Origin of the sequence: Vagococcus silagei (assembly GCF_004795745.1) — a bacterium.
Classification (GTDB): Bacteria; Bacillota; Bacilli; order Lactobacillales; family Vagococcaceae; genus Vagococcus; species Vagococcus silagei.
The window spans coordinates 87,119-99,505 of record NZ_SDGV01000004.1; the positions used below are offsets into that span (position 1 = coordinate 87,119).

Consider the following 12,387-nt stretch of genomic DNA (forward strand, 5'->3'; position numbering starts at 1 on the left):
CCAATTTTAGACCAAATGACAAATAAGTTTCCTTTGAAAACGATTTTGTTTGTTATTTATCTAGTTAACGAAAAAGTAAAGTCTGTTCGAATTCCATTTTCTAACAAACATTTTTTTGCCAAATGAATAGTTTGGCCTGTCGTATAGATATCATCAACAATAATTACTTTTCGTCGTTTCACCTGTCTTTTCAATTTATAATCAATAACAAAAGGTTGTTCTAATTGGAGTCTTTCTGGGCGATTTTTACTAGATTGAGGAACAGTCTCTTGATTTTTATTTAAGATTTTTAAAAAGGGAATTTCCGCCTGTACCAAAAATTCCTCAACTGGATTAAATCCACGTTTTAAAAACGAAGTCTGACTCATAGGAATCGGAACAATGATTCTTTCATTTAACTCGTAGTATAGTCCCTGATGTATCTCTTTCGAAAATACTTTAGCCAATTTAATATTCCCTTTAAATTTATATTCCCTAAAATAATGTTGCATTGCTTCATCATAACTAAATAAAGCACGATGATAACTCTCAATTTTCCCTTCTTTTTCCAACCAATATTGACAATCTGAACATATATTTTTGCCAACTCTAACTTCTTTCATACAATATCGACAAATATTCTTATTATCACGAATCATTTTGAACGTTCGAAAGCATTCCTCACAACAATGATTTTCAATAAATGGTTTTTTTGAAAATAAACTTTTCCAATTTAAAGGATAATTGAGTGGCAGATGACATAATTCACATTCCATCTTCTTAAACATCTCGATTCATTTTTTTTATTTGTGTAACTGCCGCTTTCATTGCTCGACTTTTTCCGCTATGGACAAATGCCACTATTCCGGTTGGATATAATGGCGACCGTCCGACACGACCTGAAATTTGAACCAAACTTGCTGTCGTATACACTCGGTGTTCTGCCTGAATAATAATAACATCTATATTAGGAAATGTAACACCTCTCTCTAGAATGGTTGTGGTTAAGAGCCAATCAATTTTCTCCTCGCGCATCATAATAACTTTTTTTTCCCTTTCTTCATCTGCAGCATGGACAGACATTATCCGCTTATGTGGAAATGCTTGCCGTAATGTTTGACAATACTTTTCCATTAAATTAATACTTGGGAAAAACAAAAGCAATTGTCGTGAACTTTCACTTAAAAGCTTCATTAATGGTACTGGAATTTTATTTTGATACATCTTTTCAGTCAAGTTCCAAACCCAATAATACTTCGGCACTGGTAAGTCAACACCGTGAAAGCGACGATTTAAACAACTAATTCGCCCATTAGTTTCCTCAAGATAAGCCAATATTTCAGCACTTGGTGTTGCTGTTAAAAAGAATAAAACGCCATTCTTTTTCTTTGCTTGCTTTGTTCCATAAAAAAGTGCCGCATCGCCAGCATAAGGAAAAGAATCGACCTCATCGATTACAATAACATCAAATGCGTGATAAAAACGCAACAGTTGATGTGTCGTACATAAAACCAATGGTGAATAACGATATACTTCTTCTGCTCCCCCATATAAAAGTGTTATCTCTTCTTCAACAAAAGCTGCTTTAAGTCGAGGGTATAATTCTAAACAAACATCAACTCTTGGGGAAGCAATTGCAATTTGTTTACCATCAGACAAAACTCTCTTAATCAAAGGAAAAAGCATCTCTGTCTTTCCTGCTCCAGTTACCGCATGGACCAGATGATTTTTCTTATGTCGATAGGCACGAATCAAATTTTTCGATATTCGCGCTTGAGCTGAGGTAAGTTGACCTTCCCACGTCAAGTTAACTCTCCGCCGCGGCTCTTTTTTTTGCGCAAAACGATACAGAGAGTCTTTTGTTGACGCACGCCCCATAACTAAACATCGATCGCAATAATACAACTGCTTTACTCTTAAGCATACATTATCCTTAGCTATTTCAGACCCACATCTTTGACAGATAACTTTATCTCCTATTAATTTTACACTCCGCACTTTACTCTCTTCTTTAATAGGTTGAATCTGATCTGGAAATTCCTCGCGCAACAAACTTCTGCCAAAGAAATATTTTGCATTATTCAACATCTTCACCCCAGTCTTTTCTATTCAATTGACTAGTCCTACTAAAAGAAATAGACTATAATAGAAAGTAATTAATATATAAATACGTCATGGAAAGGAATTATTATGAAAAAATATTTTGTCATTGAATCATTAGATGAAAAAACAGACCTAAATGGCATCATTTGGCAACCAGATGTCACTTCTCAACCTCGTGCTATTCTCCAAGTTGTCCATGGCATGGCAGAATTTATTGAACGCTACGAAGCATTGGGACAATTCTTTGCAAATCAACGCATTTTAGTTGTTGGTCATGATCACTTAGGTCACGGAGAATCTGTCAATCCTGAAGAACCGCTTTATGGGTATATTGCTGAAAAAAATCCCAACTCAATTTTGGTCGAAGATACATATCAAATCACAAATTACGTTAAAAAACGTTTCCCTGATATTCCTATTTTTATTTTAGGTCATAGCATGGGATCATTTGTGGTTCGCAACTACCTTAAATTATATAGTCAACAAGTGGACGGCGCTATTATTATGGGCACAGGTGGTAAACGAGACGAATTATTTATCTTGAAAAAAATTGTCAAAGGGTTAAATACTGTCAGCCCTAAAGTTAAAAACCAAGCAATCAATCAACTGATGTTTGGCCAATTTAATAAACGTATTCATCGTCCTGCTTCTAAAAATGCATGGCTTTCAAAAAATGAAGCCAACGTTGAAGCCTATGACCAACATGAGAAACTTGGGTTTACTTTTACGAATAACGGCTTTTTCACTCTTGTCAATTTGATGGATGATGCTACTAAAAATAATTGGTACCGTTCGATTAGAACTGATTTACCTATTCTGATTATTAGTGGTGAACAAGATCCTGTAGGGCAATATGGAAAGGGCCCGCGCAAAGTTGCATTGGAATTAAGTGAACACTTCTTTACTGATGTTACTTTACGACTTTATCATGACTTAAGACATGAAGTGCTAAACGAAGAAGAACAGGAAGAAGTTATGTATGACCTTTATGACTGGGTCACACTTCATTTGAATTCTTAAAATAAACACTGCACTCAATGTAAATTAAAAAGGTAACCAAGAGAAAATTCCGTTGCGAATTTCTCCTGGTTACCTTTCATCATTGCTTATATTTTTTATTATTTTAGCTCTTTAAAATTTGAAAGCATTTCATCTAATTCTTTTATCAAATCAGCAGTGGGTTTCGGATCACTTGTCCAAGCAGCTAAATTAATGAAATATTTATCTGTCTCAATCAAGTAACTACGATATGTCAACCATCTATTTTTGGCATCTTTCATTTTAAATCCTAGAAAATAGGCTGGTAAATCATTCAGCTCTTTTTCAATTGGTTTTTCCTCTATTTTTCCGTCAGCTTCATTAATTTTTATTTCAAATTGTTTTTGATAATCGTTGAGCGTTTGTCCTTTTTTTTCTTCAAAGCCAGCTGACATAAAAGCTTTTTTATCTTTATTTGCGACTAAAAAAGCTATCGTTGAGTCTTTATCAGGAAATTTAATCCAACCATTAAGCAAACGAAATTGATAATCATGTTCTTCAAAATCAAAGGTATATGTAAAAGCCGAGTCTTGCCCAGTCTCTTTTGCGGGTTCAGATGTTTTACTTTTACAAGCTGTTCCAAATATTAGGAAGGAACTTAACAGTATCAAAAAAAATACTTTATTTTTCAAAATAATTCAAATCCTTTCACTGATCATCATACTAAGGAGGTTTTCCCTTGTTGCCATATTACTATACCATAAAACAAGATGGAACTTATGAAATCGAAATAAAAAAATCACGATTCATTTGTTCGCTTTATCGAATTAAAGATGAGGACCATGCAAAAGAAATAATTGCAGCCGTCAAAAAAGAACATTGGAAAGCAAATCACAATTGCTCCGCTTATTGTTTAGGTGAACGTCAAGAGATTCAACGCTCAAGCGATGATGGCGAACCTAGTGGAACAGCTGGCGTGCCAATGTTAGAGGTATTAAAAGTTAAAGAATTAAAAGACGTCCTAGCAGTTGTCACGCGATATTTTGGCGGTACCAAACTCGGTGCTGGCGGCTTAATTCGTGCTTATAGTTCTTCTGTCTCCGAATCCCTTGAACACATCGGCCTAGTTAAAGGCATGCTCCAACAAGAAATAATCATAACAACGGACTATCCAAATCACGGAAAATTAAAATTTTTTCTACAACAAGAAAATATTACCCTTTTAGATACACAATTTACAGATAAAGTCATGTTAACAATTATGATTGATGAAGAAGAAACCACAGAAGTTCAAGCCAAAATCGTCAATTTGCTCAGTAATCAATGTGATATCTCAATTGGAGACGTTCGCTATATTGAAAAAGATATATAAAAAAAGGGCCTGCGACATAAATACGTCACAGTCTCTTTTCACAAACTAAACGGTGTCACAGAAGTAGCTTCTTCAGAAATAAGCTGAACACTTCTGTCACACCTCTTTTATTTTTCTAAATAAAATTCAAAACGTTCACCAACATATTGACTCCGTACATATTCAAATGGTTCACCATCAGTAAAATACGAGACTTGACGTAAACGTAAGACCGCATCACCTTTTTTTATATCAAGATATTCCGCAATTTTCTCAGAGGCAATTAAGGCTGAGATAGTTTGAGATGATTTACCGATTCTTTTATTACTGTTTTTATCGAGGACCGTATAAAGAGATTGTGTAATTTCATGTTTATCAAAATCTTGAATAATATGATAAGGAATACTCGCAACTTCGAAACAAATTGGAATGTCATCAGCATAACGGATTCTTTCCATTTTGATAATTTCTTCATCTTTACCAATATTCAATCGTTCCATCTCGCTAGAACTCGGTTTAGTCACAAAATAAGACATTGTTTTACTTGAAGGTACACTACCTTGAGCTGAAACAATTTTTGAAAAACTTGTCGTACCAATCATTGTTTCTTTAACCTTTTTTCGGGCAACATAAGTACCTGAACCAACTTTACGCTCTAAAATCCCTTCATCAGCTAACGTTTGAATTGCTTGACGAAGCGTCATTCTGCTAACGCCAAAAACTTCTGATAATTCACGTTCTGACGGTAAGCGATCGCCCACATTCCAATAACCATTGGCAATTTTATTTTTAATCGCATCATGAATTTGTAGATACACCGGTAATTTAGATGAAACCATCTCCAACACATCCTTTTTAGTCCATAGTCTTAATTTTATTATAAACGGTCTAGGTCAAACGAACAACCCTAAACCCCAATATTTTAACTTCTCCTCAGAATGAATAAATATTTCTCAAAAAAAATCAACTCAAAGCAAACCTTTGTTTTAAGAATGCCTGGAGTTGAAAATTAGATATTTCATCTTTGCTTGTTACTTTTATATTATATTTATTGGATTAACATCTTTGTTATTTTACAACAATAATCAACTAAAAGGACTAGTTAAATTATTATAATTTTGAACGCCATTTTCTTCTATTTTGTTTGTCAATCAAATCTACATGACGTTTTAAAGGATCAACAGTCAAACCATTTTCTTTTACTTGATCCTGAAGATTTGCACTTTTAACAACCTCACGATAGCTTAAGATTTGATCTTTAATTTTTTCACTTAATTTTTCCATTTTTGCTCACTCTTTCTCTTTTTTGTATTATATCCATGTTAAGTTTAACACAAAACAGGACTAAATAAAAAAAATCTTACTATTTAATATAGTAAGATTAAATAACTGGGCTAGCTGGATTCGAACCAACGAGTGACGGAGTCAAAGTCCGTTGCCTTACCGCTTGGCTATAGCCCAAAAATAAAATGGAGGGAGGCAGATTCGAACTGCCGAACCCGAAGGAGCGGATTTACAGTCCGCCGCGTTTAGCCACTTCGCTATCCCTCCGATCTAGTTGACTCGCATCAACCCGACTTCAATATAATAACTAATTTTCAGAGAAAAGGCAAGCCTTTTTCAAAAAGTTTTTTAATTGTTCAAATTCCAGTGTTTTATTAACTCTTCAAGCGCGTCATCTAAGGATTTTGTCATCGCATAGAAGTTATCGAATCCTGTTACTTTAAATTTAGAATTTGCTTGTGCTTCAATTTCACCGATCACTTTTTTTCCAATTAAGACTTCTTGAACTGCTACTTCTTCACCTGAGACTGTTTTAACAGTTTCATTCACTGTTACTTCAACTGGTTTATTTTTTTTCATTGTTAAACATCCTCTCAAATTTCTAACTCATTGAGAATAGCATAAAATAAGAGATTTGTTAAGTAGGGAACTTAGTAATCGTAAAAATTAATATTAAAAATCTGTTCCCCCCTTTAATACACTTCAAATAAAAAATCTCTTTGCAATATTACAAAGAGATTTATAAACTTTCATAAAAATTTTCTTATCACTTAGCGGTCGTTTCAACACAAGAGATAACTTTAAAATTAGCCTTCGTCAGAATAGACAGGACATCTTTTATATCAGAATGAGTTAATTGAATAATGATAATTGGGGCTGTATGTTGGCGATAGACAACAATTTGCACGATATTCAACTGTTCTTCTGCAAATATCTTAGTTAAATCCGCTAAAACACCTGTATGATCTTCTTCAATTTCAATCGCAACTCTTGTTCCTGGTTTTTTATAACCTGTCATATCTAAAAAGGCATCAAAAATGTCATTATTCGTAATAATACCTAAAAGATTGCTTTGCTTATCAACAACCGGTAAAACAGCAACATTTTCCTGACGCATTGTTAAAATTGCATCCTCTAACAACTCTTCTGGTCCAATAGTAATCACATCTGTCACCATAATATCAGCCGCTACCGTCTTATTTATTAAATAATTCATCTCATAAACGCTTAAGCTTGTCGCTTTAGATGGCATGGCTTCTTGAATCGTACTCTCAGTTAACAAGCCGATTAATTGACCACCCTTAACTACTGGCAGACGATGAATGTCATTTTTCTTCATCAATTCGACGGCTTCAACAATTTTTAAATCGGCAGTAATTGTAATTAAATCAGTTTTCATAAAATCTTTTACTAACATGATTTATCCTCCTAAATATGCTTTTTGAACTTCAGAACTTTCCAATAACTCCGCACCTGTTCCTTCTAAAACAACTTTACCTGTTTCAAGAACATAACCTCGATTGGCGATACTTAAAGCCATTTTAGCATTTTGCTCAATTAATAATACCGTTGTACCTTGACGGTTAATCTCTTGAATAATCGAAAAAATTTCTTTAATAAAAATAGGAGCTAAACCCATTGAGGGCTCATCTAATAATAATAGCTTAGGACGAGACATTAACGCTCTGCCCATAGCCAACATTTGTTGTTCACCACCTGATAGCGTTGCAGCATCTTGATTTTTACGCTCTGCTAGAACAGGAAAACGAGCAAAAACTGTTTTTAAAATAGCCTGACTTTCTTCGCGGTCTCGATATAAAAACGCCCCTAACTCTAAATTTTCCATCACACTCATCCCTGGAAAAATATGGCGCCCTTCTGGTACATGTACCAAACCACTTGCAACTATCTTTTCAGGCTGTTTTTTGGTAATGTCTTGTGCCTCAAAACTAATTGTACCCTGACTTGGTTTCACTAGTCCAGAAAGCGCACGTAAAATTGTTGTTTTCCCAGCCCCATTTGCACCAATTAGACTTACAATTTCACCTTGTTGTACGTTAAAACTAACTTCTTTCACGGCTTGAATCATGCCATAGTGAACTGATAATTGATTCACATTTAACATTATAGTTCACCTCCTAAATATGCTTTTATGACGCGCGGATTTGCTTTTATCTCTTCTGGCAATCCTTCGGCGATTAACTGGCCATATTCTAAAACGTATATTCTTTCGCAAACGTCCATTACAAGAGACATGTCATGCTCAATCAACAAAATTGTCAAATCAAATTCCTTTTGAATTCGTTTAATTAATTCAGTCAATTCAGCTGTTTCTTGTGGATTCATCCCAGCTGCAGGTTCGTCTAAAAAGAGCAACTTAGGTTGTGTTGCAAGGGCACGAACAATTTCTAAACGGCGCTGTTCACCATATGATAAATTACTCGCTAAAGTTGTTGCCTTTTCATCTAAATCAAAAATTACAAGTAAACGACGTGCTTCTTCTTCTTTGACTTCTTCATCTTTAAAAAAGCTAGGTAAACGTAGAATACCAGTTATTGTTCCCTGCTCTTTCGTCGTATTAAGAGCCACTAAAACATTTTCTAAAACCGATAAATCTTGAAAGAGACGAATATTTTGAAAAGTTCGACTCAGTCCCAATTTTGCAATTTTATAGGGTTTCAAACCATTTAAGCGCTGAACTGTTTGGTCTTCAAATAGTACATCTCCACTAGAGGGAACATAGACACCCGTCAAAAGGTTAAACAAGGTTGTTTTTCCTGCACCGTTCGGGCCGATCAAACCAACTAATTCGTTCTTATCCAATGTAATATTGACATTTGAAACGGCCGTCAATCCACCAAAGTTTTTTGTTAAGTGTTTAACTTCTAGAAGTGGCATCTTTGCGACCTCCCTTTTTAAATAAATTTTTATATGATAGTTCTTTAGTCCCCAACAAGCCTGACGGTTTAAAAATCATGATAATAATCAAAGCTAGGGCATAGACAACCATTCTCAAAGCACCTGCATCTTGTAAAAAGAGATTTAGAAAACCTAATAAGACTGCTGCAATAAATGTTCCTGTTATACTCCCTACCCCACCAAAAACAACAATAATCAGAATATCAATTGATTTCATAAAATCAAAATTTTGAGGCATAATCGTTTGAAAATAGCTTGTGTAAAGTCCACCTGCTAAGGCAGCTGTCATGGCACCAATCACAAATGCAATGACTTTATACTTGGTTGTATTAACACCCATTGCTTCAGCAGCGATTTCATTATCACGTACCGAACGCGTTGCTCGACCTGAAGCACTATGGATGAAATTTGTCACAATTAGCGTGGTCAAACAAACAGCAAAGTACACCATAGACCATGTCACAAATGGTTTAATCCCAAAAAGTCCAGCTGGACCGTTAGTTATTTTTTCTGCATTCATAATAATCACTCGAATAATTTCTGACACACCCAGCGTCGCGATAGCTAAATAATCACCGGATAAACGTAAGGTTGGAATGCCGACTAATAGTGCTGCTAAACCTGAAACTAAGACACCGACAACTAAACCTAATAAAAAACCGCCAAAAGTTGGGATACGTAAGGTGACAATTCCCATTGCATAAGCACCGATTGCCATAAAACCTGCATGACCTAAAGAAAATTGTCCAGAGAATCCAATCACTAAATTTAAACCGACTGCTAAAATAATATTAATTCCAATCATGACCAAAGTCGTTTCAATGACAGGCGTCATTAAGCCAGTTGTATAAAACAAAGCGAGTACAATAAAGCCGCCAACCATCGTGCATAACCAACTCATTTTTACATTGATATTCTTTAACATTCCCATCACCTACACTTTCTCTTTGACATTTTTTCCTAGCAATCCTGCAGGACGTACTAATAATATGATAATTAAAATGACATAAACGGCTGCATCTCGGTAAGCTGTAAAACCCAGTGCACTAATAAAAGTTTCAATTAGGCCAATTAAAAAGCCCCCAAGTGCCGCTCCTGGAATAATCCCAATACCACCAAATACAGCTGCGATAAAGGCTTTAAGTCCTGGCGCAACACCCATCATCGGATCAATACTGTTATAGTAAAGACCAATTAAAATGCCTCCTGCTGCGGCTAACGACGAACCAATTGCAAATGTGAAAGAAATTGTATGATTCACATTAATGCCCATCAGTTTCGCAGCGTCAGCATCGACACTCACCGCTCGCATTGCTTTACCCATTTTTGTTTTTTGGACAATTAGTTGGAGTAAAACCATTAAATTTAATGAAGTCAGTAAAATAATAATTTGAATTTTACTAATTTCAAAAAGACCTAAATCATAATTTTGATTATCAATAATTTGAGGAAACGGTAGTGTATCCGCCCCAACAAAATAAATCATTAATGATTGAATCAAAAACGAGACACCAATTGCCGTAATCAGTGCTGCAATACGTGTTGATTTTCTTAATGGTCGATAGGCAAAGTACTCAATCAAAACGCCAAGAATCGCACAAATAACCATCGAAATAATCAAGGTCGGAACTAAACCTAACTTAAAGGTATTAATCACATAGTATCCCACATAGGCTCCAATCATATAAACTTCGCCATGGGCAAAATTGATCAATTTAATGATGCCATAAACCATGGTATAACCTAAAGCTAAAAGGGCATAGACACTTCCTAATGATAACCCGTTAATAAATTGTTGTATGATATCCATTCAAAACCACCCTTTCTAACCCTTTAAGGTTCAACAACATCTGCTGAATGTTGCTTGCCTTTCTCTAATCCAATAACCACAGCTGGCTTGCGCGGATTATGATTTTTATCCATTGTCATTTTTCCAGTAACGCCTTCAAAATCAATTAGTGTACTTAAATTTTTAGTTAAAACACCGCTATTCATCTTCGCTTCGCCTTCAAGTGATGCTTTAATCATATAAATCGAATCATAAGCTAGAGCATTAAATGCACTTGGTTTTTTACCATATTTTGCCTCAAAATTGTTAATAAATTGGACAACTTTATCCGATCCTGGTGCTTTCTCGGAAAAGTGAGAAGTATAAAAAATTTGATTCATATTTTTTGCCCCAGCAATTGTCACCAATTTTTCATCAGAAAAACCATCTGCTCCCAAAATAGGTTGTTTAATGCCCATTTCACGCGCCTGTTTTATAATTAACCCTGCTTCTTCGTAATAACCAGGTAAATAAATAAAATCAAAATCTTTATCTTTCAATTTGGTCAGTATCGCTTTGAAATCTTTATCTTTTTGACTAAACTTTTCATCAGCGACAATCTCTCCTTGATACGTATCTTTAAAAGATTTAGTTAATCCTTTGGCATAATCACTTGAAACATCTCCGATAATGACGGCTTTCTTAGCATTTAACGATTCATAAGCATAATTTGCTAAGATGACACCTTGAAACGAATCCTGGAAACTTGCTCTAAAAATATACTCTTGCACCTTTCCATTCAAGACTGTAATACCATCATCAGTACCAGAAGGTGTGATTGCAGGTGTTTGTGTTTTAGTAATATTAGGTATAATTGCCTTTGAAGCACCAGATGTTGCAGGGCCAACAATCACAACAACTTGTTCTTTTGTCGTTAAGCTTGAAGCGACAGATGCAGCTTCGGCTGTATCTGATTTATTATCTTTGGTGACAAGTTCAATTTGTTTACCATTAATTCCGCCATCTTTATTAATTTCTTCTGTCGCAAGCATAATGCCATCTCTCTCTTGATTCCCGTATGAAGCCACTGCTCCTGATAATTCGAGATTAAGTCCAATTTTTACAGTTTCGCTTTCTTCTTGTGCCTTATATAAAATTGCCGCACCACCACCGGCTGCTCCTCCACCGGGTACGCCACAACCTGATAATAAAAATGCTAAGAGTAATCCCACGACCATTAATTTTTTCATCTTTCAACACCCTCTAATCGTTCAAAATTTTATAAGTTGTTTAATAATATAAGCTATCTAAATATTAAAGTCAACAGAATTGTCAGAATATTTCGAATTATTAGTAAATAAAAAAAATCAATCCCTAAAATTAACACTAAGGTTAACATTAAGAATTGATTTTGGATTCGCCTTTTTTCACTCTTACCGTATAGGGTCCGCGGTAGGTTTCATCATAGTTTTTACGTAAAGAAAATTTCAAAGGCACATAATCAATCCCACCTTTGGCGAATGGATGGCACCTCATAATTCTAGACGTCCCCATTAAAAAGCCTTTCAAAGCACCATGTGTATAGACCGCATCAATCATATACTGCGAACAAGTTGGATAATAACGACAGCTTCTTGGAAAAAGGGGGGAAATAAACTTCTGATAAAAACGAACCGGTAAAATGACAATTTTTTTGATAACCAACACTCCTCATATAATCAACAATCTTGCATCAACTCTTCAAAAAAAAGAAGCGTGACATTATTATGTCATACTCCTTTTTTAAAAACAATTGATTCAACCTATAACCTTTTGAATAATTTTTACTTGATAAAATCCATGATATGTTGGAAATTTGCGACATTAAACGCTTCAGAAGGATGACCCTTACCTAAAAAGACATAGCCGATAAAAATCCCTACAAAAAATAAAATGACTAAAAATGCTAAACAAATTAATACTAAAGTTAATTGTGATAGTATTTTCTTGCCGGTCATTTTCATTA

At 34.9% G+C, this 12,387-nt stretch carries 16 protein-coding genes and 2 tRNA genes; 2 read left to right on the forward strand and 16 right to left on the reverse strand.

Translation table 11 applies throughout. The features are described from left to right. Positions 1-56 precede the first annotated feature (56 nt). Positions 57-638, reverse strand: a complete 582-nt coding sequence (locus tag ESZ54_RS01885) for a ComF family protein (protein ID WP_204249498.1) — start codon at positions 636-638, stop codon at positions 57-59. 121 nt (positions 639-759) lie between these two features. After that, the gene (locus tag ESZ54_RS01890; RefSeq protein ID WP_162615064.1) at positions 760-2,064 is read right to left on the reverse strand and encodes an ATP-dependent helicase ComFA; all 1,305 of its coding nucleotides are present in this window, start codon (positions 2,062-2,064) and stop codon (positions 760-762) included. Between the two features lie 105 nt (positions 2,065-2,169). On the opposite strand from ESZ54_RS01890, the gene ESZ54_RS01895 reads away from it, so the two are divergent. Further along, a complete protein-coding gene (locus tag ESZ54_RS01895; RefSeq protein ID WP_136135982.1) occupies positions 2,170-3,102 on the forward strand; it encodes an alpha/beta fold hydrolase in 933 nt (310 codons plus the stop codon). A 98-nt stretch (positions 3,103-3,200) separates the two neighbouring features. Here ESZ54_RS01895 and ESZ54_RS01900 read toward each other — a convergent pair whose 3' ends face one another. Continuing rightward, positions 3,201-3,752 (reverse strand): hypothetical protein, encoded by a 552-nt coding sequence (locus ESZ54_RS01900; protein WP_136135983.1) that lies wholly within the window; start codon positions 3,750-3,752, stop codon positions 3,201-3,203. 47 nt (positions 3,753-3,799) lie between these two features. Between ESZ54_RS01900 and ESZ54_RS01905 the strand changes: the two genes are divergently transcribed. Beyond that, complete coding sequence (locus ESZ54_RS01905) at positions 3,800-4,432, forward strand: YigZ family protein (RefSeq protein WP_136135984.1); 633 nt, start codon at positions 3,800-3,802, stop codon at positions 4,430-4,432. Positions 4,433-4,539: 107 nt separating this feature from the next. Here ESZ54_RS01905 and ESZ54_RS01910 read toward each other — a convergent pair whose 3' ends face one another. From ESZ54_RS01910 to ESZ54_RS01965, 13 genes are all read right to left on the reverse strand, one after another. Continuing rightward, positions 4,540-5,250 (reverse strand): GntR family transcriptional regulator, encoded by a 711-nt coding sequence (locus ESZ54_RS01910; RefSeq protein WP_136135985.1) that lies wholly within the window; start codon positions 5,248-5,250, stop codon positions 4,540-4,542. A 271-nt stretch (positions 5,251-5,521) separates the two neighbouring features. Then, on the reverse strand, positions 5,522-5,695 hold the full coding sequence (locus tag ESZ54_RS12475) for a hypothetical protein (RefSeq protein WP_162615065.1): 174 nt from the start codon (positions 5,693-5,695) through the stop codon (positions 5,522-5,524). A gap of 105 nt (positions 5,696-5,800) precedes the next feature. After that, positions 5,801-5,872 (reverse strand) — tRNA-Gln (locus ESZ54_RS01915). A 9-nt stretch (positions 5,873-5,881) separates the two neighbouring features. Further along, positions 5,882-5,962 (reverse strand) — tRNA-Tyr (locus ESZ54_RS01920). 81 nt (positions 5,963-6,043) lie between these two features. After that, positions 6,044-6,274 carry a DUF2969 family protein gene (locus ESZ54_RS01925; protein ID WP_136135986.1) on the reverse strand — a complete coding sequence of 77 codons (231 nt, stop codon included), beginning with the start codon at positions 6,272-6,274 and terminating at the stop codon, positions 6,044-6,046. Positions 6,275-6,461: 187 nt separating this feature from the next. Further along, positions 6,462-7,112, reverse strand: a complete 651-nt coding sequence (locus tag ESZ54_RS01930; protein WP_136135987.1) for a CBS and ACT domain-containing protein — start codon at positions 7,110-7,112, stop codon at positions 6,462-6,464. Between the two features lie 3 nt (positions 7,113-7,115). Further along, the gene (locus ESZ54_RS01935) at positions 7,116-7,820 is read right to left on the reverse strand and encodes an ABC transporter ATP-binding protein (RefSeq protein ID WP_136135988.1); all 705 of its coding nucleotides are present in this window, start codon (positions 7,818-7,820) and stop codon (positions 7,116-7,118) included. Then, the gene (locus ESZ54_RS01940) at positions 7,820-8,593 is read right to left on the reverse strand and encodes an ABC transporter ATP-binding protein (protein ID WP_136135989.1); all 774 of its coding nucleotides are present in this window, start codon (positions 8,591-8,593) and stop codon (positions 7,820-7,822) included. The genes ESZ54_RS01935 and ESZ54_RS01940 overlap by 1 nt, the downstream gene beginning before the upstream one ends. Continuing rightward, a complete protein-coding gene (locus tag ESZ54_RS01945; RefSeq protein ID WP_136135990.1) occupies positions 8,574-9,539 on the reverse strand; it encodes a branched-chain amino acid ABC transporter permease in 966 nt (321 codons plus the stop codon). The genes ESZ54_RS01940 and ESZ54_RS01945 overlap by 20 nt, the downstream gene beginning before the upstream one ends. A gap of 9 nt (positions 9,540-9,548) precedes the next feature. After that, entirely contained in the window at positions 9,549-10,424 is an 876-nt protein-coding gene (locus ESZ54_RS01950) for a branched-chain amino acid ABC transporter permease (RefSeq protein ID WP_136135991.1), read from the reverse strand. A gap of 23 nt (positions 10,425-10,447) precedes the next feature. Then, positions 10,448-11,632 carry an ABC transporter substrate-binding protein gene (locus tag ESZ54_RS01955; protein WP_136135992.1) on the reverse strand — a complete coding sequence of 395 codons (1,185 nt, stop codon included), beginning with the start codon at positions 11,630-11,632 and terminating at the stop codon, positions 10,448-10,450. Between the two features lie 148 nt (positions 11,633-11,780). Then, complete coding sequence (yidD, locus tag ESZ54_RS01960; protein WP_136136146.1) at positions 11,781-12,080, reverse strand: membrane protein insertion efficiency factor YidD; 300 nt, start codon at positions 12,078-12,080, stop codon at positions 11,781-11,783. 125 nt (positions 12,081-12,205) lie between these two features. Continuing rightward, the gene (locus ESZ54_RS01965) at positions 12,206-12,385 is read right to left on the reverse strand and encodes a DNA-directed RNA polymerase subunit beta (RefSeq protein WP_136135993.1); all 180 of its coding nucleotides are present in this window, start codon (positions 12,383-12,385) and stop codon (positions 12,206-12,208) included. Positions 12,386-12,387 lie beyond the last annotated feature (2 nt).

What these genes read in the sequence shown, in the direction of transcription:
- ESZ54_RS12475 (WP_162615065.1), bottom strand. Translation starts at nt 5,695, where the DNA reads ATGGAAAAATTAAGTGAAAAAATTAAAGATCAAATCTTAAGCTATCGT.
- ESZ54_RS01935 (WP_136135988.1), bottom strand. Translation starts at nt 7,820, where the DNA reads ATGTTAAATGTGAATCAATTATCAGTTCACTATGGCATGATTCAAGCC.
- ESZ54_RS01940 (WP_136135989.1), bottom strand. Translation starts at nt 8,593, where the DNA reads ATGCCACTTCTAGAAGTTAAACACTTAACAAAAAACTTTGGTGGATTG.
- ESZ54_RS01910 (WP_136135985.1), bottom strand. Translation starts at nt 5,250, where the DNA reads ATGGTTTCATCTAAATTACCGGTGTATCTACAAATTCATGATGCGATT.
- ESZ54_RS01895 (WP_136135982.1), top strand. Translation starts at nt 2,170, where the DNA reads ATGAAAAAATATTTTGTCATTGAATCATTAGATGAAAAAACAGACCTA.
- ESZ54_RS01930 (WP_136135987.1), bottom strand. Translation starts at nt 7,112, where the DNA reads ATGTTAGTAAAAGATTTTATGAAAACTGATTTAATTACAATTACTGCC.
- ESZ54_RS01955 (WP_136135992.1), bottom strand. Translation starts at nt 11,632, where the DNA reads ATGAAAAAATTAATGGTCGTGGGATTACTCTTAGCATTTTTATTATCA.
- ESZ54_RS01925 (WP_136135986.1), bottom strand. Translation starts at nt 6,274, where the DNA reads ATGAAAAAAAATAAACCAGTTGAAGTAACAGTGAATGAAACTGTTAAA.
- ESZ54_RS01885 (WP_204249498.1), bottom strand. Translation starts at nt 638, where the DNA reads ATGATTCGTGATAATAAGAATATTTGTCGATATTGTATGAAAGAAGTT.
- ESZ54_RS01965 (WP_136135993.1), bottom strand. Translation starts at nt 12,385, where the DNA reads ATGAAAATGACCGGCAAGAAAATACTATCACAATTAACTTTAGTATTA.
- ESZ54_RS01950 (WP_136135991.1), bottom strand. Translation starts at nt 10,424, where the DNA reads ATGGATATCATACAACAATTTATTAACGGGTTATCATTAGGAAGTGTC.
- ESZ54_RS01945 (WP_136135990.1), bottom strand. Translation starts at nt 9,539, where the DNA reads ATGTTAAAGAATATCAATGTAAAAATGAGTTGGTTATGCACGATGGTT.